General features: G+C 53.7%; 24 protein-coding genes. 10 read left to right on the plus strand and 14 right to left on the minus strand.

Going from position 1 to position 24,651, the window contains the following annotated elements; genetic code table 11:
- Positions 1-45 precede the first annotated feature (45 nt).
- On the minus strand, positions 46-504 hold the full coding sequence (gpt, locus tag ACM615_RS04380) for a xanthine phosphoribosyltransferase (RefSeq protein ID WP_112290918.1): 459 nt from the start codon (positions 502-504) through the stop codon (positions 46-48).
- 293 nt (positions 505-797) lie between these two features.
- Here gpt and pepD point away from each other — a divergent pair, with 293 nt between their 5' ends.
- Positions 798-2,258 carry a beta-Ala-His dipeptidase gene (pepD, locus tag ACM615_RS04385; RefSeq protein ID WP_112290919.1) on the plus strand — a complete coding sequence of 487 codons (1,461 nt, stop codon included), beginning with the start codon at positions 798-800 and terminating at the stop codon, positions 2,256-2,258.
- A gap of 75 nt (positions 2,259-2,333) precedes the next feature.
- On the opposite strand, the gene dinB is transcribed toward pepD, so the two are convergent.
- Positions 2,334-3,425 (minus strand): DNA polymerase IV, encoded by a 1,092-nt coding sequence (dinB, locus tag ACM615_RS04390; protein WP_431011503.1) that lies wholly within the window; start codon positions 3,423-3,425, stop codon positions 2,334-2,336.
- A 281-nt stretch (positions 3,426-3,706) separates the two neighbouring features.
- Here dinB and dpaA point away from each other — a divergent pair, with 281 nt between their 5' ends.
- Positions 3,707-4,432, plus strand: coding sequence for a peptidoglycan meso-diaminopimelic acid protein amidase (gene dpaA / locus ACM615_RS04395; RefSeq protein WP_112290549.1), 726 nt, complete (start codon positions 3,707-3,709; stop codon positions 4,430-4,432).
- Here dpaA and ACM615_RS04400 read toward each other — a convergent pair.
- Together ACM615_RS04400 and lpcA are read right to left on the minus strand one after the other, a co-directional pair.
- Positions 4,403-5,170, minus strand: a complete 768-nt coding sequence (locus tag ACM615_RS04400) for a class II glutamine amidotransferase (RefSeq protein ID WP_112290550.1) — start codon at positions 5,168-5,170, stop codon at positions 4,403-4,405. The two genes, dpaA and ACM615_RS04400, sit on opposite strands and share 30 nt — an antisense overlap.
- 26 nt (positions 5,171-5,196) lie before the next feature.
- Positions 5,197-5,778 carry a D-sedoheptulose 7-phosphate isomerase gene (gene lpcA, locus ACM615_RS04405; protein WP_095923131.1) on the minus strand — a complete coding sequence of 194 codons (582 nt, stop codon included), beginning with the start codon at positions 5,776-5,778 and terminating at the stop codon, positions 5,197-5,199.
- Between the two features lie 269 nt (positions 5,779-6,047).
- Here lpcA and fadE point away from each other — a divergent pair, with 269 nt between their 5' ends.
- Entirely contained in the window at positions 6,048-8,516 is a 2,469-nt protein-coding gene (gene fadE, locus ACM615_RS04410) for an acyl-CoA dehydrogenase FadE (protein ID WP_431011504.1), read from the plus strand.
- Positions 8,517-8,717: 201 nt separating this feature from the next.
- Here fadE and ACM615_RS04415 read toward each other — a convergent pair whose 3' ends face one another.
- The 3 genes from ACM615_RS04415 to mtnK all read right to left on the minus strand — a co-directional run bounded on the left by ACM615_RS04415 (position 8,718) and on the right by mtnK (position 12,173).
- Positions 8,718-10,115, minus strand: a complete 1,398-nt coding sequence (locus ACM615_RS04415) for a carbohydrate porin (RefSeq protein WP_112290553.1) — start codon at positions 10,113-10,115, stop codon at positions 8,718-8,720.
- A 292-nt stretch (positions 10,116-10,407) separates the two neighbouring features.
- Positions 10,408-10,878: a DUF1456 family protein gene (locus tag ACM615_RS04420; protein WP_095923134.1), complete on the minus strand. Its 471-nt coding sequence runs from the start codon at positions 10,876-10,878 to the stop codon at positions 10,408-10,410.
- 95 nt (positions 10,879-10,973) lie between these two features.
- The gene (mtnK, locus tag ACM615_RS04425) at positions 10,974-12,173 is read right to left on the minus strand and encodes an S-methyl-5-thioribose kinase (protein WP_431011505.1); all 1,200 of its coding nucleotides are present in this window, start codon (positions 12,171-12,173) and stop codon (positions 10,974-10,976) included.
- 116 nt (positions 12,174-12,289) lie between these two features.
- Between mtnK and mtnA the strand changes: the two genes are divergently transcribed.
- The 4 genes from mtnA (at position 12,290) to ACM615_RS04445 (ending at position 15,349) form a co-directional block, all read left to right on the plus strand.
- The gene (mtnA, locus tag ACM615_RS04430; protein ID WP_129639174.1) at positions 12,290-13,318 is read left to right on the plus strand and encodes an S-methyl-5-thioribose-1-phosphate isomerase; all 1,029 of its coding nucleotides are present in this window, start codon (positions 12,290-12,292) and stop codon (positions 13,316-13,318) included.
- 307 nt (positions 13,319-13,625) lie between these two features.
- The gene (locus tag ACM615_RS04435; protein WP_112290558.1) at positions 13,626-14,297 is read left to right on the plus strand and encodes a CsgG/HfaB family protein; all 672 of its coding nucleotides are present in this window, start codon (positions 13,626-13,628) and stop codon (positions 14,295-14,297) included.
- 18 nt (positions 14,298-14,315) lie between these two features.
- Positions 14,316-14,693, plus strand: a complete 378-nt coding sequence (locus tag ACM615_RS04440; RefSeq protein ID WP_112290559.1) for a DUF4810 domain-containing protein — start codon at positions 14,316-14,318, stop codon at positions 14,691-14,693.
- Entirely contained in the window at positions 14,690-15,349 is a 660-nt protein-coding gene (locus ACM615_RS04445; protein ID WP_112290561.1) for a DUF799 domain-containing protein, read from the plus strand. Before ACM615_RS04440 ends, ACM615_RS04445 begins: the two co-directional genes overlap by 4 nt.
- A 484-nt stretch (positions 15,350-15,833) precedes the next feature.
- Here the strand turns inward: ACM615_RS04445 and ACM615_RS04450 are convergent, their stop codons facing one another.
- From ACM615_RS04450 to ACM615_RS04460, 3 genes are read right to left on the minus strand one after another with little or no spacing between them, the layout of a single operon-like run.
- The gene (locus tag ACM615_RS04450) at positions 15,834-16,379 is read right to left on the minus strand and encodes a 1,2-dihydroxy-3-keto-5-methylthiopentene dioxygenase (RefSeq protein ID WP_112290562.1); all 546 of its coding nucleotides are present in this window, start codon (positions 16,377-16,379) and stop codon (positions 15,834-15,836) included.
- 11 nt (positions 16,380-16,390) lie between these two features.
- Positions 16,391-17,077, minus strand: a complete 687-nt coding sequence (gene mtnC / locus ACM615_RS04455) for an acireductone synthase (RefSeq protein ID WP_113877961.1) — start codon at positions 17,075-17,077, stop codon at positions 16,391-16,393.
- Entirely contained in the window at positions 17,074-17,688 is a 615-nt protein-coding gene (locus ACM615_RS04460) for a methylthioribulose 1-phosphate dehydratase (protein WP_112290565.1), read from the minus strand. The genes mtnC and ACM615_RS04460 overlap by 4 nt, the downstream gene beginning before the upstream one ends.
- Positions 17,689-17,895: 207 nt before the next feature.
- On the opposite strand from ACM615_RS04460, the gene ACM615_RS04465 reads away from it, so the two are divergent.
- The 3 genes from ACM615_RS04465 to ACM615_RS04475 all read left to right on the plus strand — a co-directional run bounded on the left by ACM615_RS04465 (position 17,896) and on the right by ACM615_RS04475 (position 21,245).
- Positions 17,896-19,056 carry a pyridoxal phosphate-dependent aminotransferase gene (locus ACM615_RS04465; protein ID WP_112290567.1) on the plus strand — a complete coding sequence of 387 codons (1,161 nt, stop codon included), beginning with the start codon at positions 17,896-17,898 and terminating at the stop codon, positions 19,054-19,056.
- A complete protein-coding gene (locus tag ACM615_RS04470; protein WP_113877959.1) occupies positions 19,044-19,817 on the plus strand; it encodes an amidohydrolase in 774 nt (257 codons plus the stop codon). The genes ACM615_RS04465 and ACM615_RS04470 overlap by 13 nt, the downstream gene beginning before the upstream one ends.
- A gap of 159 nt (positions 19,818-19,976) precedes the next feature.
- The gene (locus tag ACM615_RS04475; RefSeq protein ID WP_431011506.1) at positions 19,977-21,245 is read left to right on the plus strand and encodes a glutamine amidotransferase-related protein; all 1,269 of its coding nucleotides are present in this window, start codon (positions 19,977-19,979) and stop codon (positions 21,243-21,245) included.
- Positions 21,246-21,258: 13 nt separating this feature from the next.
- On the opposite strand, the gene uraH is transcribed toward ACM615_RS04475, so the two are convergent.
- From uraH to ACM615_RS04495, 4 genes are read right to left on the minus strand one after another with little or no spacing between them, the layout of a single operon-like run.
- Positions 21,259-21,594, minus strand: coding sequence for a hydroxyisourate hydrolase (gene uraH, locus ACM615_RS04480; RefSeq protein ID WP_112290571.1), 336 nt, complete (start codon positions 21,592-21,594; stop codon positions 21,259-21,261).
- Positions 21,591-22,124, minus strand: coding sequence for a 2-oxo-4-hydroxy-4-carboxy-5-ureidoimidazoline decarboxylase (uraD, locus tag ACM615_RS04485; RefSeq protein WP_431011507.1), 534 nt, complete (start codon positions 22,122-22,124; stop codon positions 21,591-21,593). The genes uraH and uraD overlap by 4 nt, the downstream gene beginning before the upstream one ends.
- A complete protein-coding gene (gene hpxK, locus ACM615_RS04490) occupies positions 22,121-23,395 on the minus strand; it encodes an allantoate amidohydrolase (protein WP_132966861.1) in 1,275 nt (424 codons plus the stop codon). The genes uraD and hpxK overlap by 4 nt, the downstream gene beginning before the upstream one ends.
- Positions 23,395-24,633: a pyridoxal-phosphate-dependent aminotransferase family protein gene (locus ACM615_RS04495; RefSeq protein ID WP_120163213.1), complete on the minus strand. Its 1,239-nt coding sequence runs from the start codon at positions 24,631-24,633 to the stop codon at positions 23,395-23,397. The genes hpxK and ACM615_RS04495 overlap by 1 nt, the downstream gene beginning before the upstream one ends.
- Positions 24,634-24,651: the final 18 nt, after the last annotated feature.

Raw genomic sequence — 24,651 nt, forward strand, 5'->3', positions numbered from 1 at the left:
AAACGCCCGGCAATAAGCCAGGCGTTTATAAACACTAAGGGAAAATTACTTACCCACTAATGGAGGCACAAAGATGACCCCCATATCCCACGGCTGTTCGATCCAGGTGTTCTGCGGAATGTCGATGACGTAATCATCGACCAGCGGTGCGCCAGCAGGTTTGGCGAAGATGGTGATGAAATGTGCTTTCGGGTACATTTCGCGGATCGCTTTCGCGGTGCCGCCGGTATCAACCAGATCGTCGATCACGATGAAGCCTTCACCGTCGCCTTCTGCGCGTTTCAGCACTTGCATTTCGCGCTGATTATCATGGTCGTAGCTGGAGATACACACGGTATCGACATGGCGGATGCACAGCTCGCGAGCCAGCAACGCTGCAGGGACCAGACCGCCACGGCTGACGGCAATAATGCCTTTCCATTGTTCTGCCGGCAGCAGGCGTTTAGCCATGGTGCGGGCGTGGATTTGCAGCATGTCCCAGGTTACAACGTATTTTTCGCTCATAAAGGTGTCCCAGCCAGTGAATTAACGGCTTCTAAATAAATAATGGGGGGAAAAAAGGTTGCGCGAGATTATAGTGAGTCCGTCTCACAAAAACCAGCGATTATCTGGTCAAAGCGCCCCAAAAAACCCGGAATTTCTCCCCGTCCCCGCGCACAGGTTAAGATTAAGTGATATTCTGTCAGGCCACTCGCCACACAGTCTGGCGGGGATTACTTAACCTTAAACCTACAGCATCTCAATCAGTTCCCCTGCAAACGGAGCCTGAATGAGCTGACTGTTACAGGAGACTTATAGTGTCTGAACTGTCTCAGCTTTCGCCACAACCGTTGTGGGATATTTTTGCCAAAATCTGTTCAATTCCGCACCCTTCTTATCATGAAGAAGAACTGGCAAAACACATCGTTGAATGGGCACAGGAAAAGGGTATCCACGCTGAGCGTGATGAAGTCGGCAACATTTTGCTGCGTAAACCGGCCACGAAAGGCATGGAAAACCGCAAAGCCGTTGCCCTGCAGGCGCACCTCGATATGGTGCCGCAGAAAAACAACGATACCGTTCATGATTTCACTAAAGATCCGATCCAGCCGTTCATCGAAGACGGTTGGGTAAAAGCCCGCGGCACCACGCTGGGTTCTGACAATGGCATCGGCATGGCGTCCGCGCTGGCGGTTCTGGCTGATGACAGCGTAGAGCACGGTCCGCTGGAAGTGCTGCTGACCATGACCGAAGAAACCGGCATGGCAGGCGCATTCGGCCTGCAACCAGACTGGTTACAGTCTGAAATCCTGATCAACACCGATTCAGAAACCGAAGGCGAAATCTACATGGGTTGCGCCGGCGGCATTGATTTTACCGCCACACTGCCACTGAGCCGTGAAGCGGTTCCGGCTGGTTTCACGACGCTGAAGCTGACCCTGAAGGGACTGAAAGGCGGCCACTCCGGCGCTGATATCCATTTAGGTCTGGGTAACGCAAGCAAACTGCTGGCGCGTTTCCTGGCAGACAACGCCGAGACACTGGGCCTGCGTCTGCTGGATTTCACCGGCGGCACACTGCGTAACGCCATCCCGCGTGAAGCGATTGCAACTCTGGCCGTTGCTGCGGATAAAACAGACGCACTGAAAGCGGCAGCACAGGAATTCCTGGCGACCATTCAGTTCGAACTGTCAGCGGTTGAGAAGAAAATTGCTCTGGTGGCAGAAGCGGCTGAAAGCAACGCGAAAGCGCTGACCGCAGAAACTCAGGGTAAATTCCTTGCCCTGCTGAACGCGACGCCAAACGGCGTGATCCGCATGAGTGATGACGTGAAAGGCGTGGTAGAAACCTCGCTGAACGTCGGTGTTGTCACCATGAAAGATGACGAAGTAGCGATCAACAGTCTGATCCGTTCTCTTATCGACAGCGGCAAAGAATATGTGGTCAGCATGCTTAATTCACTGAGTGAACTGGCTGGCGCGAAAAGTCTGGCAAAAGGCAGCTACCCTGGCTGGAAACCTGAGCCAAGCTCACCGGTGATGACGCTGGTGCGTGAAACTTACCAGACGCTGTTCAATAAAACCCCGAACATCATGGTGATCCACGCCGGTCTGGAATGCGGTCTGTTCAAAAAACCGTACCCGGACATGGACATGGTTTCCATCGGGCCAACCATCACCGGCCCGCACTCGCCGGATGAGCAGGTTGAAATTGCCAGCGTCGAGCTGTACTGGAAACTGCTGACGGCCCTGCTGAAAGCGATTCCTGAACGCGGTTAATACTCGATCGATCCCCTGCGAAGGGGAAAGCTCAAGATAAATCGTTTTGCTCCCTCCCCTGCGACTGTCTCTTGATCAGATCTCCTGATCAAGAGACTTCGTAGGGGGGGAGCTCAAATCCAAAAGAAGCTGCCGCTCTATCTGCGGATCTTGCAACGTCACATGTAACCCCACCAGCCTGACTCCCCTTCCGCCACGCCGCTGTTCCCAGGCATCACGCGCGACTTTCAGTAAATCTTCTTTATTCAGCACCGGCCACACGTGCTCCTGCGTGGTCTGCTGGAAATCATGAAATTTGAGTTTTACACCCTGTCTCGCAATGCGCAGATCCGGGCTGACGCGGCTTAAGCGCGTTTGCAGTTCGGGGTACAAACGTTCGATCAGCGCCACGCACTCTTCCCAGCTGTGAATATCTTCGGCCAGCGTACGTTCCACACCGACGGATTTACGCAACCGCTCGGGGGAAATCTCGCGCTCATCAATCCCCTGACAGCGTTCCCACAACACGCGTCCAAACTTGCCAAAGCGTTTGAGCAGTTTCGCCAGATCGTAACGCTGTACATCACCGCAGGTGATCAACCCCTGCTCCTGCAACCGCTGGGCGGTGACTTTGCCGACGCCGGGGATTTTACTCAGCGGCAAATCTTGTAAAAACGCGTCCACTTTATCGGGCGTAATCACAAACTGGCCGTTGGGTTTATTCAGGTCTGAGGCGATTTTTGCCAGAAATTTTATCGGCGCAATGCCCGCAGAAGCCGTCAGATTGATTTCATCGAAAATGGCCTGACGAATTTCAGCGGCGATAAGCGTGGCGGAACCATTGCATTGGGTGGCGTCGGAAACATCCAGATAAGCTTCATCGAGTGACAACGGTTCAATCAATGGCGTATAACGCGCGAAGATTTCACGAATGTGGTTTGACGCTTCTTTATAGGCGTCCATTCTGCCGGGAATGACTTTCAGATGCGGGCACAGTTTCAGGGCCATGCCGGTAGGCATTGCGCTGTGTACGCCAAATTTGCGGGCAGGATAATTGGCGGTACTGATGACGCCACGGCGGTCACGACTGCCGCCGATAGCGATTGGAATATCGCGCAGAGAAGGATCGTCGCGCATTTCGACGGCCGCGAAAAAGCAGTCCATATCCACATGAATGATTTTACGCATAGCCCTCCCCCAATGACTGTATAAGTATACAGTTGAGTGTGGAGATTTCCAACACAGAAAATGTTGGTTAATTTCGCTTAATTAATCACCATTCATGGCAAGGTAATAAATTTCCGATTGTGAAATTCATTATTCATTATTTGGTGATTGCTAAAAAATTAATCAGTATTAATATGGCATCGTTTCAGACAGGCAGTACATAAGAAGAAAATCAGTGGCGGTCTTACAGGCAGTTCCGCTGTAGACAAAATAATCGACATTATTACCAAGCAGGATTTAGAATGATCAGAATCGCGCTGTTTCTTGCGATGCTCCTCAGTTTGCCTTTATTTACAGCAAATTACGCCGTGGCCAGCGATGCTGTCCCGGTCAACGCGACGCTTAAAAAGCAATTGTTAGGCGCTCCGGTTTATATCCAGATCTTCAAACAAGAACGTAAACTCGAATTGTATGCCCAGCTCGACGGCGAATTTCGTCTGATCGGCAGTTACGGCATCTGCGATTTTTCTGGCGGTTTGGGAAATAAACGTCGCGAAGGTGATTTCAAAAGCCCGGAAGGTTTCTACAACGTGGATATTCACCACCTGAAACCTGACAGCCGCTTTTATCGCGCCATCAACATCGGTTTCCCCAATGCTTACGACATCTCGCAGGGCTATTCGGGTAAGTATCTGATGATCCACGGAAACTGTAAGTCTATCGGTTGCTACGCCATGACCGACGGCTACATGGACGAAATCTTTACCTATGTGCAGGCGGCATTCCAGTTCGGGCAACGTAATCTGCAGATCAGCATTTATCCGTTCAAAATGACCGATGCCAACATGAAAGCACACAAAAACTCAAGCTACTACAGCTTCTGGAGCCAGTTGCAGCCGGGATATGCGTACTTTGAGAAACACCATCAGCCACCGAATGTTGTGGTTACTGACGGTAAATATGAAGTGCTGCAGCCGTTGTCTAACACCCCGCTGTCCTCACAGCTGGCGTTCGCCCCGATGAAATAACGCGAACTCACCTGGGGCAATCTTGTTCCAGGTTTCGTTTGCGGTTAGCGGTTGCGTGGCAATCACGGTGACGACATCATTCGGTGTCGTCTGCTGCTGAAAATCAATTTCCACATCCTGATCCAACAACGTTGCCTTTCCGAAAGGTGCCCGCCGCGTGATCCAGTGCAAATTCGTCGAGCAGTATGCCATCACGAAATTGCCGTCCGACAGCAACATGTTAAACACCCCTTTCTGCCGTAACTCATCAGCCAGCGACGCGATATAGCGAAACACCGGCGGCCAGCTTGCAGGGCGGCGCGGATAACGTTGGGTGAGTTTATGCAGCAACCAGCAAAAAGCGTATTCACTGTCTGTCTGACCGACAGGGCGCAACGTGCCGGTATCCAGCTGGCGGTAACCGCGAAGCTGGCCGTTGTGCGCGTAAGTCCAGTTGCGTCCCCACAGTTCGCGGGTAAACGGATGGGTATTTTCCAGCGCCACTTCGCCACGGTTTGCCTGACGAATATGAGAAATCACCGCGCAGGATTTGATCGGATATTCCTGAACAAGGCGGGCAATGGGCGAATTAAAACTTGGCGTCGGATCTTTAAAAGTACGACAGCCATTGCCTTCATAAAAGGTAATGCCCCAGCCGTCTTTATGCGGACCAGTCCCGCCACCGCGCTGCACTAATCCACTGAAACTGAAACAAATATCAGTAGGGACGTTAGCGCTCATCCCGAGCAATTCGCACATCACCTGCCTCCTTTACGGCAAAAATCTTATGCCTTGACCATCTCTTTTTCGATTAAGAGAATCAGGATATGAATCACTTTAATGTGGATTTCCTGCACGCGGTCAGCGAAACCAAAGTGCGGAACGCGGATTTCCACGTCGGCTGAGCCGTCCATTTTGCCGCCATCTTTACCGGTCAGGGTAATGACTTTCATGCCTTTAGCGCGGGCAGCTTCGATAGCTTTGATCACGTTACCAGAATTGCCGGAAGTGGAGATCCCCAGCAGAACGTCACCTTTCTGGCCAACGGCTTCCAGGTAACGAGAGAAAATGTATTCGTAACCGAAATCGTTGCCGACGCAGGAGATGTGGCTGACGTCAGAAATGGCAATCGCCGGATAGCCCGGACGGTTTTCACGATAACGGCCTGTCAGCTCTTCCGCGAAATGCATGGCGTCACAATGTGAACCGCCGTTGCCGCAGGAAATCACTTTCCCACCCGCTTTGAATGAATCTGCCAGCAGCACTGCTGCACGTTGAATAGACTCAATATTTGCCGGATCGCTGATGAATTTATTCAGCGTATCAGCAGCTTCGTTCAGTTCAGTACGGATAATATCCTGGTACATAGCAGCCTCTTTTATGTCCATTTGCAGCCGGTTTACGCACGGCCGATAGCAATAAAACGTTCCGCTGTGCAGTTTAACGGAAAGCCGAAACAGCGAGAAGCAATGAAGCGGTAATGATTCCGATAGTTTCTATTTTTGACGCTTCGTGCGGCCGGTTTGTGAGCTGCGTTGTAATTAGTATGTAAACACATTGATAAAGAAATGAGCATGAACTAAAACCATTGTATCCCTACAACAGGTCAGACCTCCTACTACTCAGGAGCTTTACTATGATGGTTCTTAGCATTGTTGCATTTGTCGTGATCCTTGGTGTGTTGTTCTACCACAAGGTCAATCTTGCCCTTAGCAGCCTGATTTTACTGGCGTTTACCGCTGCCATGGGTGCCATTAATTTGTGGACGCTGTGGCTTCTGGTGCCGCTGGCGATCATTTTGCTGCCGTTCAATATTCCTGCCCTGCGTCGTTCATTGTTCTCAGCCCCTGCCCTGCGCACCTTCCGTAAAGTGATGCCGGCCATGTCACGTACGGAAAAAGAAGCCATTGAAGCCGGGACGACCTGGTGGGAAGGCGATCTGTTTGGCGGTAAGCCTGACTGGAAAAAATTGCAGGATTACCCTGAACAGCAACTGACCGAAGAAGAGCAGCGCTTTATTGACGGGCCGGTTGAAGAAGCCTGTCGCATGGCGAATGATTTCCAGATAACCCATGAACTGGCAGATTTGCCGCCTGAACTGTGGGCGTATCTGAAAGAACATCGCTTCTTCGCGATGATCATTAAGAAAGAATACGGCGGCCTGGAATTCTCCGCTTACGCTCAGGCACGTGTGTTGCAAAAACTGGCCGGTGTATCCGGTATTCTGGCGATCACCGTCGGTGTGCCGAACTCCCTCGGCCCGGGCGAATTGTTGCAACATTACGGCACACAGGAGCAGAAAGATCACTATCTGCCGCGTCTGGCCGAAGGTCTTGAAATCCCTTGTTTCGCCCTGACCAGCCCGGAAGCGGGTTCTGATGCCGGCGCTATTCCGGATTTCGGTATCGTCTGTAAAGGCCAGTGGCAGGGTAAAGAAGTCCTCGGTATGCGTCTGACCTGGAACAAGCGATACATCACGCTGGCCCCTATCGCCACCGTGCTGGGTCTGGCGTTTAAACTGAGAGATCCCGATCATCTGCTCGGCAACGAAACCGAACTGGGCATTACCTGTGCGCTGATCCCAACCGACACCGCCGGTGTCGAAATTGGTCATCGTCACTTCCCGCTGAACGTGCCGTTCCAGAACGGTCCGACGCGCGGCCACGATATTTTCGTGCCGATCGACTACATCATTGGCGGCCCGAAAATGGCCGGTCAGGGCTGGCGTATGCTGGTGGAATGTCTGTCTGTGGGTCGTGGTATTACCCTGCCGTCTAACTCCACGGGTAGCCTGAAATCTCTGGCGCTGGCGACTGGCGCATATGCCTATATCCGCCGTCAGTTCAAACTGCCTATCGGCAAAATGGAAGGCATCGAAGAACCGCTGGCACGCATTGCCGGTAACGCTTATGTGATGGACGCCGCTGCAACCCTGATTACCAACGGCATTATGCTCGGCGAAAAACCGGCGGTGCTGTCGGCTATCGTGAAATACCACTGTACTCACCGCGGCCAGCGCGCCGTGATGGATGCGATGGATATCACAGGCGGTAAAGGCATTATGCTCGGCACCAGCAACTTTGTGGCCCGTTCTTATCAGGGCGCGCCAATTGCGATTACCGTGGAAGGTGCCAACATTCTGACCCGCAGCATGATCATCTTCGGTCAGGGCGCGATCCGCTGCCATCCTTATGTTCTGCGTGAAATGGCGGCGGCTGAGAAAAACGATCTGGTTGATTTCGACCGTGCACTCTTCGGACACATCGGCCATGTCGGCAGTAACAATATGCGCAGCTTCTGGCTCGGTCTGACCGGCGGTCGCACCAGCGATACACCGGTTAACGATAAAACGGCGCGTTACTATCAGCACATCAACCGTCTGAGCGCCAACCTGGCGCTGCTGTCTGATATTTCCATGGGCGTGCTCGGCGGCAGTCTGAAACGTCGCGAACGTATTTCCGCCCGTCTCGGCGATATCCTCAGCCAGATGTATCTGGCGACGGCAACGCTGAAACGTTATGACGAAGAAGGCTGTAACGAAGAGGATTTACCGCTGGTTCACTGGGGCGTGCAGGATTGTCTGCATCAGGCTGAAGTGGCTATCGACGATTTGTTGCGTAACTTCCCGAACCGTTTCGTGGCGGGTGTGATGCGTCTGGTGATTTTCCCGCTGGGCCTTTCACACGCCGCACCGTCTGACCGACTTGATCATGAACTGGCACGTATTCTTCAGGTGCCTTCCGCGACCCGCAGCCGCATCGGTCGTGGTCAGTATCTGACGCCAAGCGAGCACAATCCGGTCGGTCTGCTGGAAGAAGCGTTGCAGGATATTCTGGCCGCTGAGCCGGTTCACAAACGTCTGTGCGACGCGATGGGTAAAAAGCTGCCGTTCACCCGTCTGGATATTCTGGCGCAAAAAGGTCTGGATGCTGGTCATCTGAGCGCCGACGATGCGCGTATCCTGAGTCGTGCGGAAGAAAGCCGTCTGCGTTCAATCAATGTCGATGAGTTTGAGCCGGACGCCCTGGCTGCGCAAAAACCAGAAGCGGAGAAAGACAGCGTAAAAAAGGCTGAGGCAAAACCCCGCCACACCGAAGCTGCCTGATTTAACGGTTAAGTCATAAAAAAGCCTGAGTGTTTACGCACTCAGGCTTTTATTATTTGTGAAGATACACAAGTATTACCCTAAATAGTTCGTGTTGCAGAAAGGCGGTAAGCTCATGAATCCCCGGGAGCTTAGATAACTAAGCGACCGGGGTGAGTGAGTGCAACCAACGCATCTGCAGCGCGAAATATGACGGGTAATTTAGAAGTAGTATTTAAAGCGGACACGCGCCCCATACCTCTGGTCACTGTCATCATCGCTGCTGTAAGTTTTATCCGCTTCCAGCATGGAGATGTACGCGCCCAGATAAACATTGAAGTTTTCCATGTTCATGACGTTCGGGATCAGGTAGCTGGCGTGAACGGTATGGATGTCGTAGTTGCCCGGCTCATCGAACCAGTCATCGTCGTAATCAGATGCGCGGACCCCCTCGATATTAAAGTCTTCAATTTTGTTGTGCGCGTAGATGTAACCCAGTTCGAAGTTTTTCCACAACGCATTGGCACCGACGGTGAAGTCCTTCTCATCTGACGCGTCCATATACGCCGTGCTCAGGTTTGCTATCACGCCATTTTCCGGGTCAGCTTTCTGGCCGTCCCAGGTCATTGTCAGGCCATAACCATTACGTTTGGACTGATCGACGAATTCGTTTTTATCGTTGGTGTAACCATACGCGTTGTTCACCACGTTGGTTTCCATTGCCGCCGCGACTGAGAAGGCATCCCCTTTCCAGGCAATGATCGGGCGCAGATAGGCAACGTTTTTGTCATTCTCAAGTTCGTTGCCATGATAGTTTTGATCGGCAAACAAGGCTGAACCGTTTTCCAGCAAGGTATTCAGCTCGAAATACCAGTTGCCGATATTTTTATTCAGCATGATGTTGCCGCCGCTGTCACTACGCCCGCGCCCTTCTTTCATCATATAGACATAGCCATAACCATCGGCGTACAAGTCGTTGGCGGTATTCCCGGAGTATTCGATGAAGGTATCCTGATTAAGCGGGAACATATCGTAGGCTTCGAAACGACCGATTTTTGCCATCCAGTCTTTTTCCTCACCGAAGAAGAAGGCGGCATCATCAAGATTCATCGAGCCATTCAGGTCAGCCGTTGGCTGTACAGAGAAACCGGAGAACTGGCCATTATCATTACGGCGATAACCATCCAGCCCGATTAATAACCGTCCGTTAACATCCCAGCGTTCATTATTTCCCGGCTTCCAGTTTTTATTGTCACTGGTTCGCACAGAGGTTAATTGCCCTGTACGACTTGCGCCGTCGATATTAAACTCCACATCGCCATACAGTTTTAAATTATCGAATCCATTAAGTGTTAATAATTTGTCTTTCGATATTCCATCTTTTTTAACTTCAACAGGATTAGCTTCTTTGACGATAGCAATTTCCTGTTCGCGTTTGATGTCCTGATGTTTGAGCTGCTCAATTTGCTTTTCTGCCGTTTCTGCTCGCGTTTCTGCCTGCTGCAGACGCTGTTCGAGCTGCGCCATGCGGGCTTCCAGACTGCTTTGAGACGCCGCAGCCACAGAAGAACCCGAAACGGCAAATCCAACGAACAAGGCCAGCGCTTTAATTTTTGTCATAAAAAGATATCCTTTTCACTATAAAATTTAACCGCTGCCCTTCAATTAACAGCGGTGTTTTATTTTTTTTGAAATAGTGCCCAGAGGTATTACGGCGAGGGATGAAGATAGTTTCCGGATTAATATCCTGTCAAAAATAAACTGGAAAAACGTGAAGTGAGAAAGGAAATAACTAAATTCCGCAATTACAGAATCAATAAACGTAAAACGGGAGCCTTTTTTGAGGCTCCCGCTTATTATTCACTAATGAAGTATTCTCTGTGAAAATATTTATTTCATGAATACTTTATATTCAGCCCTTCTTAGGACGCACTTTCGCCGTCAGCCCTTTCAGGAAATAACGCATTACCTGATCGCCGCAAGGACGGTAGTTTTTATGGCCTTCCTTGCGGAAGAACGCACTCAGTTCGCCTTCGGAGACTTTGAAATCTGCCGCAGTCAGCACGGAAATCATGTCTTCGGTTTTCAGCTCAAACGCCACACGCAATTTTTTCAGCATGATGTTGTTGGTCAGACGCTTTTCTACTTCCGGTGCCGGGAAGCGATCGTCTTTACCGCGTTTGAAGGTGATCAGGCCATTAAGGAAGTTCGCCATCACTTCGTCTGGCACTTCCATGTAGCCTTCTTCGTCTTCTTTTTTCAGGTAACGTGACATCACTTCAGGGCTGACAGGCGTACCGGTCGTTTTAAGGATCTCAATCAACTGACCTTCGCTCAAATCCAGCATGTAGCGCACGCTGCGCAAGACATGGTTATGCATCATAATTCTGTATTCCTGTTAAAAGTAAACCGAGGAAATGCCACCGGGTTTACCCCTACGCACCTCGAAGGCGGGCATTATACAAGAATCTTACAGGATTAGCTGAACTGACGGATCCGCGCAATAAGTGACTCCACATCGCCGATTTGTTGTGCAGTGATAATGAGTTTTTGTCCGAGGCTCAGCGCGTGTCGCTGGCAATCGGCGCGCATCGCAGCATCTTTAATGGTATCGAGATCGGCGACGTGCGCCAGTCCGATGGTGCGGCGGATCAACTCCGCGCCGCAATACCCGACGGCATCGTGCCAGACTTCCTGCAGGAAAACTTCCGCATAGCCCGGCTCCGCCAGCGTCGGATCCTGGGATTTATCCCGCGCCAGTTGCAGGAAACGCTCCGAGAAGCTCAGCCACAGTTCACGCACATCTTTCAGGCGCTGCTCACGGCCATCTGCCGCTTCACGCACCCCGACCAGTCCCGGCAGGCCACAGTAGCTCAGCAGCAGATTTCCCATTGCCGAACCCGGATCAAATCCCAGCGGACCGTAATAACCGAATTCCGCGTCGATGGCTTTCAGTTTACCTTCGGCGACGAAAATCGACCCGCTGTGAATATCGCCGTGCAGCAACGCTTCCGCTTTACTCAGGAAACGGTGTTTCAGCGCAGCCACCGCCAGTCGCAGCGGTTTATCCGCACGCAGCGCATCCACTTCCGGCTGCAATACGGCATCAAAATTATTGCGTTCGTGATCGACATACGGATCGGTAAAGAACAGATCTTCGGTGATCTGACACAATTCAGGGTTGGTAAAGCGGGAAACTTCGGCTTTTTTAGTCTGCGCGTTCTGGAAGAAATCCGAGGTATGGAACAACGTCTGTGCCAGATATTCTCCCAGCTGGGCAGAAGCCTGCGGGTAGTATTTCCCCTGCACCAGCTCGCTACGCCAGATGTGATGATCCGACAGATCTTCCTGCACCATCACCGCCAGTTCTGCGTCGTGATGTAAAACGCTGACCGTGTGCTGCGGGCAATACTGACCGTGAATGATCAGGGTTTCAGCTTCAATGCGCGCACGATCTAAGGTCAGCGGCCAGGATTCACCCACACAACGTACATACGGCAGCGCCTGTTTGACAATCACCCGGCTTTTACCCGCAGTATCGCGGATCTTAAACACCAGATTCAGGTTTCCGTCACCGATTTCATCGGCAGTGACCAGGGATTGCGGATCTGCCACGCCGCCAAACTGACGGGCATATTCAACGGCATCTTTGGCGGTAAATGTGTAGTAGCGCGACATCCTGACCTCTCGAATTCTTTTTTAGCCTTTAAAGCGTTTAGACGTCTATACATCCGTCACGCATGTTGGCAGAATAAGTGACCAGATGCAACCGGGCAACAAGGATTTAACCAATAATGCAAAGCCTCACAACCACCAGTTTACGTATTCGTGAAAACCAGCTGTGGATCCTCGACCAGCAAGCCCTGCCGCAACGGTCTGACTGGCGCGAATGTCGCGACGTCAGCGAACTGGTGGATCACATCCGCACCCTGCGCGTGCGTGGTGCGCCGCTGATTGGCTTGTCCGCCAGCCTGCTGCTGGCGCTGCTGGCTGAACAGGGAATGGCGCAGGATGAATTACATCATGCGCTGGACACGCTGCGCGCTGCGCGCCCGACCGCCGTGAATCTGATGAACAATCTCGACCGGATGAAAGTCGCGCTGCAACAACCTGATTACGTGAAGGCGTTATCAGAAGAAGCGTTGCGTCTGGTGGATGAGGACCGGGCATTGTGCGACAGCATTGCCACACATGGCGCTAAGCTGGTCACACCCGGCAGCCGCCTGCTGACCCATTGCAACACCGGCGGGCTGGCAACGGCAGGCGTCGGCACGGCGATCGGGGTGATCCGCCGCGCCCATGAACAGGGGAATGTAGAACAGGTGTGGGTGGACGAAACCCGTCCGCTGTTACAGGGCGGACGTCTCACCGCCTGGGAGCTCGGTGAGCTGGGCATTCCTTATCAGCTGATTTGTGATTCGATGGCCGCCAGCCTGATGGCACAAAAGCGCGTCGATGCCATCTGGGTCGGCGCTGACCGCATTGCTGCGAATGGCGATGTTGCCAACAAAATCGGCACTTACAGCCTGGCGGTTCTGGCGAAATATCACGGCATTCCGTTCTACGTCGCCGCACCGCATACCACGCACGATCCGCATTGTCCGAACGGTGCCGCTATCCCCATCGAACAGCGCGCCGCAAGCGAAGTCACCGGTGTTTCCGGCAGTTTTGGGTCCGTGCAATGGGCACCGCTGGACGCACAGGTTTATAACCCGGCGTTTGACGTCACCCCGGCAGAACTGATCAGCGGATGGGTGCTGGATGTGGGCGTGGTGACGCCGGATCAGGTTCGCGAAGGGATCTTCAGGCGAGCCTTACGTTAACCCTCTGGTAAATAATGCAGCGCCTGCAGGCGCTGTTTTTTTGAGCTAATGATAAAGAAAATCCATTAATGTAAGGAAATCGAAAAGCAATATCTGTTACGATTATCATTAGCCAATTTTAAATTTTACTCTCTCTCAGCGCCGGTATTCCGCGCCCGAAAGAGTAAAAATGGCTATTGAGATAATTCATCGTGTTAAGTGAAATATCTCCTGATACTTATTGGAATAACATTAAGTCAAATTATTTTAATTTGGCACGGGCAACCCTTGCCCGTTAATAAAAATTAAATTGACAAGGAATAGTAACATGAGGAAATCAGTTTTCATTTTGTCGGCAATGATTGCGGCAGGCACATTAACAGGGTGTGCAACAGAATCATCCCGCACGGTTGAAGTTCAGAAAGTCGCTTCTTATAACACGCAATATAATGGCCCCCGCAGTCCGATTTCTGTCGGCAAATTCGATAACCGCTCAAGCTATATGAGTGGCATTTTCTCTGACGGCGTCGATCGTCTGGGCAATCAGTCTAAAACTATTCTGGTGACTGACCTGCAACAAACTGGCCGCTTTAATGTTTTAGACCGCACCAATATGGCTGAAATTAAAGAAGAAGCCGGAATTAAAGGCCAGGCGCAAACGCTGAAAGGTGCTAATTACGTCATCACCGGTGATGTGACTGAGTTTGGTCGTAAAGAAGTCGGCGACAACCAGTTGTGGGGCATCCTCGGCCGCGGTAAGCAACAGATCGCTTACGCTAAAGTCAGCCTGAATGTTGTCAATGTTCAGACCTCTGAAGTGGTGTATTCCTCACAGGGCGCAGGCGAGTATTCCCTGTCCAACCGTGAAATTATTGGTTTCGGCGGTACTGCCAGTTATGACTCTACCTTAAACGGCAAAGTGCTGGATTTAGCAATCCGTGAAGCGGTGAATAACCTGGTGAACGGGATCGAAAGCGGCGCATGGCGTCCGGCTAATTAATAATACGGATATTATCAAATGACATTACGTAAAACCCAACGCGCCGTGTTAAAAGGTGGATTTTTTACCCTAGCGTTATTATTAGCGGGCTGTGCAAAACAGGCTGACACATCATTATATAACTGGGATAACTATCAGAAGACCGTTTACCAGTATTATCAGGGTGACAAAGTCGGCCCGGAAGAACAAATCGCGTCATTAAAAGAGTCGATTGAAAAATCCCGTGCAACCGGTAAAGCCGTTCCACCAGGCCTGCACGCCCAGCTGGGATTACTTTATGCCAATACCGGTCATACCGATCTGGCATTTCAGGAATTCAATACTGAGAAAAGTTTATTTCCTGAGTCAGCAACCTACATGGATTTCCTGCTGAAAAATAAAGGGAGTGTTAAATGAAACGTTTATTCCTGCTGACCGGTATGGTGCTGACGTTGTTGCTGACAGGCTGCGCGAAAAAAGCGTCTTACGATTACACCGCGTTTAAAGAAAGCAAACCGAGATCGATTCTGGTCCTGCCGCCGGTGAACCATTCGCCGGACGTGAACGCCAGCCACAGCATGCTTTCAACTGTCACGGCACCGCTGGCAGAAGACGGCTTCTATGTCTTCCCGGTGGCTGTCGTTGAGGAAACTTTCAAGCAGAACGGCATAACCGGTGCGGAAGATATCCGTGCAGTCAGCGCCGCCAAATTGCGTGAAATTTTCGGCGCGGATGCCGCGCTTTACATTGATATCACCAGCTACGGCAGCAGCTACATGGTGGTTTCCAGCGAAACCCGTGTCACCGCTAATGCCAAACTGGTGGATTTACGCAATGGCAAAGTGCTGTGGACAGGTAACGCCACTGCCTCTGACAGCGAAAATGACAACAACAACGGCGGGATCATCGGCATGCTGGTTCAGGCTGCGGTGAAGCAAATCTCCAGCACGATTTCCGACAAAGGTCATGATATCGCCGGGCTCACCAGCTACCGTCTGCTGAGTGCATCTCAGACCGACGGCCTGCTGTACGGCCCACGCTCACCGAATTATGGTAAGCAGGTAATGCGTTAAAGGCCTGAAGAAAGCCGTCCCTTGTGGGACGGCTTTCTGGCTTACTTGCCCGGTGCGTTAATGATCACATTAAGAGAGTTGTTGGAAATGCTCCAGCTCCCCTTCCCTTGTGTCAGCGTCGCGCCGGTGACAACGAGAAAGATACAGATGTACCGTTTCATTGTGCGGTCCTTGCAAAGACCGCTTCACGTCAACACCACCGGTGATATCTCCGTGAAACAAGCGCTGGGTTGCGCCTGCGTTGACGGTCATTGGACATCCTTTTCTGAAACCGGTGCCCGTTTGCTAAGACGGCGTAAAGGGCCGCCACAATCATACACTTGTTGTCGACCAACTTGACAAAATTGTTCAGAAAGCAGACTATGTTGTGGCTGGGTTGCGCTTGCGTTACATCAGTAACGAAGCCCGCTGGAAAGGCCGCTAACCTGACCAGCACAAAAAAACCACCTTCTGGTGGTTTTTTTGTTTCTGCAGTACGCAAACCTTACTCCCCCATCCTCGGGTACGCATCGGCAATCTTATCGCCGGTGAAATGCGCCACCCAGCCTTCCGGATTGTCGAACACGCGGATTGCGGTAAATGACGGAGAGCCGCCCATGTCAAACCAGTGGCGGGTGTTGGCCGGTACGGAAATCAGATCGTTCTTCTCGCACAGGATCTGGAAAATCTTACCATTGAGGTGCAGGCAAAACAGCCCTGCGCCTTCAACGAAAAAACGCACTTCATCTTCGCCATGCGTATGTTCGGAAAGGAATTTGGTGCGCAGCACCTCGCGCTGTTCGTTGTCCGGACGCATGCTGATCACGTCCCAGCTTTGATAGCCTTTTTCTTCGACCAGCTTGTCGATTTCATGCTGATAAGCGGCAATCACGTCCTGCGGCTGAGGATTCGCGCCTAAATCGCGGTCGGCCTGCCAGCGTTCGAAACGCACATCAATTTTGCTCAGTTCGGCGGCAATAGCATCGCCGTCGCGGCTTTCCCACACCGGTGCGGAAGGATCCTGGTCACTAAAAATCGTCAATGCACTCATGGTCAACCCTCTTATAAGAATGTTTCTAAGGCTATCTGATCAAAACGATTAACTTGCAGGTGATCGCTGAGTTCGTCAGCGTCATCACGGATCAGCTGACAGGTATGCCAGCCCGCCAGGCGCGCGGCATCGAGTTCCTGACGGATGTCCGATAAAAACAGTAAATCCTGCGGCGGCAGGATCAGTTGCTCGGCGATGTTCTGATACGACTCCGTTTCACGCTTGGCCCCGACGCGGGTGTCGAAATAGCCGCTGAACAGCGGCGTTAAATCACCGGCATCACTGTAGCCAAACAGCAGTTTTTGCGCGTCCACCGAACCGGAGGAATACACACAAAGTTGCAGACCTTCGGCTTTCCACGCTTCCAGTTGTGGCGCGACGTCGTCATAAAGATGCCCGCGAAAATCGCCATTCTCATAACCCGTGCGCCAGATAATGCCCTGCAAGACTTTCAGCGACGTCGATTTCACGTCGTTGTCCATGTAGGTAAAAAGCTGTTCGATCAGCGCTTCGACACTGGCCTGTGGCCGGTCGATTTCAGCGCGTAAGGCGTCCAGCGCCGCTGCGACGTCCGGCTGTTCATGCTCATGACGCAGGAACTCCGCCAGACGCTGACGGGCATAAGGGAATAACACCTGATGCACAAAACGGATATCCGTGGTGGTGCCTTCAATATCAGTGACGATGGCGCGGATCATTTAGCCTCCAGCAGGCGACGTTGCAGTTCACACTGGAACAGGAATTCCAGCCCTTCCAGATGGCGGCGCGCTTCGGCCACATCCCGTCCCCAGCAGGTCAGCCCGTGGCCGCGCAGCAGAAAACCATACTGCAACGGCGCGTGCTCTGACGAGGCAATAATCTTCTGCGCCAGCGCAGGAATATCCTGGCTGTTGTCGAAGATCGGGATCACCACCTGATCAAGGTGCGAGGTCTGGCCACTGAGCGATTTTTGCATCTCGTAGCCTTCCAGCACCAGCGCGCCGCTGCGCTCAACCCGCGATAACACGGTCGAATTGACCGAATGGGTATGCAGCACCGCGCCTGTTTCAGGATAGCGGGAATACAGCATCGTGTGCAGCCCGGTTTCCGCCGAAGGACGACGACCGCCCGGCGCAAAGCCGCTTTCCAGTTCCACCAGCAGGAAGTCTTCTGCGGTCAGGGATCCTTTGTCTTTTCCTGATTCGGTGATCAGGCAATGGGCATCGCCTTCGCGTACAGACATATTACCGCCCGTCGCTGGGCTCCAGCCTTTCTGACCAATCCAGTGACAGGCCGCCAGCAGCGCGCCCAGTTGCAAATTCTCTGTCATTTTTATCCTGTAAAACCGGTGCGTTGAGGGACTCAGTTTGGCGTGAAACAGCGATATATAAAAAGTTAAGTGCCTTAGACCGAATTGGCATTTAGCCATCTAAGCGTCTCGATTGCCAAATATTAACATCGTGTTATATTGTCAGCAACATCGCTATTTGCACACCTGACGCCTGTCAGGTCAACGGTCCAGGAGTATTGACCCGCCATGAGCACAGCAGCATTGATCCCCGAAAGTAAACTTCCTGCCTTAGGCACCACGATTTTCACCCAAATGAGTGCTCTGGCGCAGAAACACAATGCGATTAACCTGTCGCAGGGGTTTCCTGATTTCGACGGCCCGCAATATCTGAGGGATCGTCTGGCGTATCACGTCAGTCAGGGTTCGAACCAGTACGCTCCGATGACCGGCACCGCGCCACTGCGTGAAGCGATTGCCGCGAAAACCGAACAGATTTACGGCTACGCCCCCGACGCCAACACCGACATCACCATCACAGCGGGCGCGACCGAATCACTGTATATCGCCATCACCGCGCTGGTGTCGAAAGGTGATGAAGTGATTGCTTTTGATCCGAGCTATGACTGCTACGCCCCGGCGGTGGAACTGGCGGGCGGCGTGATGAAACGCATTCAGCTACAACCGCCGGAATTTAAAGTGAACTGGGCGGAATTCGCCGATCAGATCACTGACCGCACGAAGCTGGTGATTATCAACACCCCGCATAATCCGTCGGCCACGGTCTGGAGCGACAGCGACGTCGAACAGCTCTGGCAGACCATTGCGGATAAGCACATTTTCGTGCTGAGCGATGAAGTGTACGAGCACATTTGCTTTGCACCGCAAGGTCACGCCAGCGTGCTACGTCATCCCGAATTGCGTCAGCGTGCTATTGCGGTGTCATCGTTCGGCAAGACTTATCACATGACCGGCTGGCGCGTGGGTTACTGCATCGCACCGGCGATTATCAGCGCCGAACTGCGCAAGGTTCATCAGTATCTGACCTTCTCGATCACCACGCCGGTTCAGCTGGCGCTGGCGGATATGCTGCGTGAAGCGCCGGAACACTGGCAGGAATTACCGGCCTTTTATCAGGCCAAGCGCGACCGTCTGGCGCAGGGGCTGGCGAACAGCCGTCTGAAAGTGTTACCCAGTCAGGGCACCTATTTCCTGCTGGTTGATTACAGTGACGTATCCGATTTAGACGACGTTGCATTCTGCCACTGGCTGACTGAACATGTCGGCGTAGCGGCCATTCCGATGTCGGTATTCTGCGCCGCACCTTTCCCACATAAACTGATCCGGCTGTGCTTCGCCAAACAGGAAGCCACGCTGGACGCTGCCGCGGAGCGCCTGTGTCAACTTTAAAACTGTCCGTACTGCAACAGCCGCTGGTGTGGCTGGACGGCGAGGCAAACCTCGCGCATTTCGACGGCCTGCTCGGTGCGCTGACCGGCCGTGACCTGATTGTGTTGCCTGAAATGTTTACCACCGGTTTTGCCATGCAGGCACCGGGCAGCGCGCTGCCGGAATCGCGTGTGGTGCAATGGCTGCAACAATGGGCGAAACAACTCGGTGCGATGATCGGTGGCAGTGTGGCGCTGAGCACCACGGAAGGCGCGGTGAACCGTTTCCTGCTGGTTGAGCCGCAGGGCAACGTGCATTTTTACGATAAACGTCACCTGTTCCGCATGGCCGGTGAACACAATTATTATGTGCCCGGAAAACGTCGTGAAATCGTCGAATGGCGCGGCTGGCGTATTTTGCCGCAAGTCTGTTACGACCTGCGTTTCCCTGTGTATTCACGCAACCGTCAGGATTACGACCTGGCGCTTTACGTCGCCAACTGGCCTGCCCCACGCAGCCGTCACTGGCAGACATTGCTCGCCGCCCGTGCCATCGAAAATCAGGCGTATGTTGCCGGTTGCAACCGCGTCGGCCACGACGATAACGGTCATTATTACAGCGGCGACAGCCTGATCATTAATCCGCAGGGTGAAGAACTGGCGCGGGCAGAACCGGGTTCGGCGATGATTATTGAGGCCGAATTATCACTGGAAGCGTTACAGGATTACCGCGAAACTTTCCCCGCCTGGCGCGATGCCGATACCTATTTGCTGCACGATTAAAGAATCAAAGAACATGTCCCCGGCCTTCAGCGCCGGGTTCACATCTGACTCAGCCTTGCTCTCCTCTCCCCCTTTTTGTCAGCGCATGTAAACACATCCCTGTGTGGATCAATTCTTGCATTCAATACCCCCGCAAAAACATCTGACAGAGGAACACTGATGACCATCACCTTTATTGCACACTCCACGCCCGAACCTGCGTTGTACGGCGCGATGGCAGCGATACTTGCTGAACTCCGCGCGTTGCCGCTGTGTCACTTTCCCGTCAGTCATGATGCACAACGTTACCCGAATGCCCGTCAGCACGTCACGGCGCAGGGACACGCACTGACCAGCGGGCTGGTGTGGCTTGAGCGCCTGACCGGGCGCGGTGCGGGTGAAGAAACCGGCCTTGAATCCCTGATTTATCGGGCACTTAAAGAAGATATCGTCGTGCCATTGCGTGAGCCTTTATCCGCGGATCTGGCGGCACAAATCGGAGAACACGGCATAGAAACTGAGTCACTGACCGTGGTGCGCAATCAGGATAAATTCCAGCTGGAAGATTGCGCGACCGGCAAAATTCGCAGTAACGGCTGGGGGCGCGATGCCTTCGGGCGCTGGGCGTTAGGCTCCGTTTCGCAGCCGGTGATGCGGGCAGGAAAAACACTGCGCATGGCGCTGGTGGGCGATTTTGCCGAGCAACGCGACAGCTATCCGGCGATGCTCGCTGCACTGGGAGACGCCGCCGATGCACTGGCAATGAACATTGACGTGGTGTATGTGACAGCGGCGTTACTGGGCAGCCAGCTCGACTGCACGCTTTTCGACGTCGACGGCATTATTTTACCGGGCGCAACGTTAACGCAGGGCGATCATCAGGCCAGCGCGCTGGCGACTGCCACCTGGGCACTGGAAAACCGTACGCCGGTGCTGGGCATCAATCAGGGAATGCATCAGATGGTGACGGCGCTGGGCCAGAAAGTGCTCGGACAGGATCGGGTGGTGATGCACGGCCCGTCAACGCTGGGCAGTCTGCAAACCGGTTTGCCGCTCGCCGAACACACGCAGCCGCGTCCGGGGAATCATACGGTCATCACCCGCAGCGGCAGCCTGCTGGCGAATAAAATGGGCGATGAGTTTACGCTGCGCTATAACCAGCGCCGCTATCTGAACCCGCATTTACTGGCAGAACTGGAAAGTACGGGATTGCGCATTACGGGGTATGACGAAAGCGGGGAACAGGCGCAGGTGGCAGAGCTGGACAATCATCCGTTCTTCCTCGGCGTTCAGGGACAACCGGAACTGATGTCACGTCGCGAGCGCCCGCATCCGCTGCTGATGGCGTTTCTGCAACAGGTGCGTCAGGGCAATCGTGACCGGGATGTCAGCCACGCGGCGCTGACCCAAAGCGTGCGGTTAAAGCATCCGCACCTGCTGATGGGCTGAATGACAGAAAGGTCTAACTGCCGCGATACGTTGAATAAGAATAGGGACTGATCAGCAGCGGCAGATGGTAATGATCCTGCTCACCGTCGATCACCACATCAATGATCGCCGAGTGATACAGCGTTTCTCGCCCCGTTGCCGTGAAATACGCGCCGATATCCGCACACAACCGGTAATGCCCGGAAGCCACCGGTTCCGGCGTTAATTTTGCGGCGCGGCCATCGGCATCGGTTTGGGTTTCGCTGATGAGCGTGATGTTCCGCCCTTCAAGGCTTTCCAGCCAGACGCGCACATTAGCCGCAGGCTGGCCCAAAGACGTATCAAGAATATGGGTGGTGATGCGTGTCATAACGGGAATATCTCCTTTAAACGCAGCAGGGTAATTTCTTTGAGTTGTTGCGCCGTTTCCTGATCTTCAGCGTCCGGTGAATTATTCAGGCGCCGTTGCAGATTATCCAGAATCTCCTCTGAACTGCGCCCTTTCGCGCGTATCAGAAACACCCGTCCGAAACGTTGCTCATAACGCAGGTTGCCGTCATGCAGCGCATCGATCACTGCCTGCTGGCTGATATTGAGCGTCGCCTGTTCGCCACGGGAAAGCTGCGCTTCCTTACTGGCTCCGCTGGCGCGTTCGCCGATACGCGGATGTGACGACAGCGCCTGAGTAATATCTTCCGGTTGCCAGTTTTCACAGGCCGCTTCGGCGCGGCGCAATACGTCTTCCACAGAAGTATAAGGCCGTCCGTCACTGACAGTTTTCGCCCACGAAGGGATATTCACCAGCGGGCGCAACAGGGCAACGGCTTCAAATTCGGAAAGCGCATTGAATTTGGATAACGCATTGAATCTGGATAACGAGCCGGATCCTTCGAAGGTCATAAATGTCCCTCAGCAAAACTCAGCACCGTATTAATATACGCCTGCACCGCGTAAGCTACATCGCCGGTAGTGACAGATTCATCAGGATGATGGCTGATGCCGTCTTTACAACGCACAAACAACATGCCGACCGGCCAGCATTCAGCGATGGCAATCGCGTCATGCCCTGCCCCGCTTGGCAATGACATCGCCTGTCCCTGCAGGTGTAAAACGCTCTGACTCAGACGATGCTGCAAACCGGCATTACATTCCGTCGCGCTGATGCCGTAAAACTGTTCGGCAGCGAACGTCAGGCCGCGCCGTGCGGCGATATCCCGGCCTTTCGCCAGCAACGTTTCCAGCAGCGCAGAGAGATCATCATCACGCGGACCGCGTACATCCAGCGACAGCTTCACCTGACCCGGAATGACATTCACCGCGCCCGGCAGACATTCCAGGGTGCCGACCGTCGCCACCAGATTACGGCCTGCAGCAGTAGTGATGCTTTCAATCGCCAGCGTCCACTCAGCGGCGGCGGTCAGGGCGTCCTGACGCTGCCCCATCGGCACGGTTCCGGCATGACCTGCGTGGCCGGTGAATTCGCAATTAAGCCGACGCGCACCGTTAATCGCCGTGACCACGCCGAGCGGCACATCCGCCGTTTGCAGGCACGGGCCTTGTTCGATATGCAGTTCCAGATACGCGCAGAAATCGCTGACCGCGCGCTGTGACGCGCCGATTTTCAGCGGCTCCAGCCCGGCATTCTGCATCGCCTGTGCCACCGAAATCCCCTGCGCGTCCTGACGTTCCAGCCAGTCCGCCGGCCAGGTGCCGGTCAGCCCGCGGCTGCCCAGCAGCGTGATACCAAAACGCGTCCCTTCTTCATCGCAGAACCCGACAATTTCCACCGCCATCGGCAAACGGATGCCGTTGTGATGCAAATGCGCCACCACTTCCAGCGCGGTCAGCACGCCCAGCGGGCCGTCGTAACGCCCCGCATTACGCACGCTGTCGAGATGTGAACCGAGCAGGATGGCCGGAGCCGAAGCGTCCAGCCCTTCGTAGCGCCCGCAGATGTTGCCGACGCTGTCCTGCCAGACGCGCATACCGGCCGCTTCCATCCATTCGCCCACAACCTGATTGGCCTGCAAATGTTCGGCCGAGAGATACACGCGGGTCAGCTGACCCGGCGTTTCACTGATGGCGGCGAGTGCATCGCAGCGCGCCATCACCCGTTCAGCGGCACATTTTGCGCTGTCGGAAACCGCAGCCAGCGTAAAGGCTTCTGCCATTACTGACCTCCTGCATAGTGATCCCAGGCGGCCTGCGCCCCTGCGCCGTATTTCGACGCATAGCCGAGACGGTTAAGCACCGCTTCCAGCGCCACCAGCGTCTGCAACACGCAGTCTTTACGCGCGTTGTAACCCATGGTGCCGATACGCCAGATTTTCCCGGCCAGCGGGCCAAATGAGGTGCCGATTTCAATGCTGAAATCGTTAAGCATCATCTGGCGCACCTGTTCGCCATGAACGCCCTGTGGAATGACCACGCCGAGCACGTTATTCATGCGGTTATTCAGGTCGCCGAACACTTCCAGCCCCATGCCCTGAATCCCCGCCAGCAGTGCGCCGCCGTGCAGTTTGTGGCGGGCGATACCGGTATCGAGCCCTTCTTCCAGAATGATGCGCGCACATTCGCGTGCCGCAAATAACATGCTGGTGGCTTCAGTATGGTGGTTCAGACGCTCCGGCCCCCAGTAATCCATGATCATGCCCAGATCGAAATAGTTGGAGTAGATCATCTCTTCATCGCCGTCGGCGTGGTCGGCGGTACGGATGCCTTCTTCCACGCATTTACGGCGGCGGATTTGTTCTTCAAAGCGCGGGCTGATGGTCACCGGCGAGCTGCCGGAAGGACCGCCGAGGCATTTTTGCAAACCGGCAGATACGGCGTCTAAACCCCAGGCATCGGTTTCCAGCGGATTGCCGCCAAAGGACGCCGTGGCATCGGAATAGAACAACACGCCGTGACGGCGGCAGATTTCACCCAGTTGCTCCAGCGGCTGCAACATGGTGGTGGACGTATCTCCCTGCACGGTCAGCAACCAGCGCGGTTTCACGGATTTAATCGCATCTTCAATTTGCTGCGGATCAAACACTTCGCCCCACGGCGCTTCGATGGTATGAACTTCAGCGCGGCAGCGGCGGGCTATTTCACACAGCAGATGACCGAAACGACCAAACACCGGCACCAGCACTTTGTCGCCCGGACGGATACCGGAAAGCAGCACGGCTTCGATACCGGCGCGCGAGGTGCCGTCGATCAGCAACGTCCACGGGTTTTCGGTTTTATACAGCGCACGGTACAGCGCCATCACTTCGTTCATGTAGCCGGTCATTACCGGGTCATATTGCCCGACCAGCTGGCTCGCCATCGCCCGCAGTACGCGCGGATCGGCATTGATGGGTCCCGGCCCCATCAGCAGACGGGTTGGCGGGTTGATTTGTCCGGGAGAGATGAAATCTGACATAGTTAATCCTTTACAATG

It is taken from the genome of Rahnella sp. PAMC25617, from assembly GCF_050606005.1.
Classification (GTDB): domain Bacteria; phylum Pseudomonadota; class Gammaproteobacteria; order Enterobacterales; family Enterobacteriaceae; genus Rahnella; species Rahnella variigena.

Coding starts and splice junctions, on each gene's coding strand:
- ACM615_RS04400 (WP_112290550.1), bottom strand. CDS start 5,170: ATGTGCGAATTGCTCGGGATGAGCGCTAACGTCCCTACTGATATTTGT.
- mtnA (WP_129639174.1), top strand. CDS start 12,290: ATGCAAAGCCTCACAACCACCAGTTTACGTATTCGTGAAAACCAGCTG.
- ACM615_RS04495 (WP_120163213.1), bottom strand. CDS start 24,633: ATGTCAGATTTCATCTCTCCCGGACAAATCAACCCGCCAACCCGTCTG.
- ACM615_RS04475 (WP_431011506.1), top strand. CDS start 19,977: ATGACCATCACCTTTATTGCACACTCCACGCCCGAACCTGCGTTGTAC.
- ACM615_RS04465 (WP_112290567.1), top strand. CDS start 17,896: ATGAGCACAGCAGCATTGATCCCCGAAAGTAAACTTCCTGCCTTAGGC.
- dpaA (WP_112290549.1), top strand. CDS start 3,707: ATGATCAGAATCGCGCTGTTTCTTGCGATGCTCCTCAGTTTGCCTTTA.
- ACM615_RS04450 (WP_112290562.1), bottom strand. CDS start 16,379: ATGAGTGCATTGACGATTTTTAGTGACCAGGATCCTTCCGCACCGGTG.
- ACM615_RS04420 (WP_095923134.1), bottom strand. CDS start 10,878: ATGATGCATAACCATGTCTTGCGCAGCGTGCGCTACATGCTGGATTTG.
- hpxK (WP_132966861.1), bottom strand. CDS start 23,395: ATGGCAGAAGCCTTTACGCTGGCTGCGGTTTCCGACAGCGCAAAATGT.
- ACM615_RS04460 (WP_112290565.1), bottom strand. CDS start 17,688: ATGACAGAGAATTTGCAACTGGGCGCGCTGCTGGCGGCCTGTCACTGG.
- ACM615_RS04440 (WP_112290559.1), top strand. CDS start 14,316: ATGACATTACGTAAAACCCAACGCGCCGTGTTAAAAGGTGGATTTTTT.
- gpt (WP_112290918.1), bottom strand. CDS start 504: ATGAGCGAAAAATACGTTGTAACCTGGGACATGCTGCAAATCCACGCC.
- mtnC (WP_113877961.1), bottom strand. CDS start 17,077: ATGATCCGCGCCATCGTCACTGATATTGAAGGCACCACCACGGATATC.
- fadE (WP_431011504.1), top strand. CDS start 6,048: ATGATGGTTCTTAGCATTGTTGCATTTGTCGTGATCCTTGGTGTGTTG.
- uraD (WP_431011507.1), bottom strand. CDS start 22,124: ATGACCTTCGAAGGATCCGGCTCGTTATCCAGATTCAATGCGTTATCC.
- mtnK (WP_431011505.1), bottom strand. CDS start 12,173: ATGTCGCGCTACTACACATTTACCGCCAAAGATGCCGTTGAATATGCC.
- ACM615_RS04435 (WP_112290558.1), top strand. CDS start 13,626: ATGAGGAAATCAGTTTTCATTTTGTCGGCAATGATTGCGGCAGGCACA.
- ACM615_RS04445 (WP_112290561.1), top strand. CDS start 14,690: ATGAAACGTTTATTCCTGCTGACCGGTATGGTGCTGACGTTGTTGCTG.
- lpcA (WP_095923131.1), bottom strand. CDS start 5,778: ATGTACCAGGATATTATCCGTACTGAACTGAACGAAGCTGCTGATACG.
- uraH (WP_112290571.1), bottom strand. CDS start 21,594: ATGACACGCATCACCACCCATATTCTTGATACGTCTTTGGGCCAGCCT.
- dinB (WP_431011503.1), bottom strand. CDS start 3,425: ATGCGTAAAATCATTCATGTGGATATGGACTGCTTTTTCGCGGCCGTC.
- ACM615_RS04415 (WP_112290553.1), bottom strand. CDS start 10,115: ATGACAAAAATTAAAGCGCTGGCCTTGTTCGTTGGATTTGCCGTTTCG.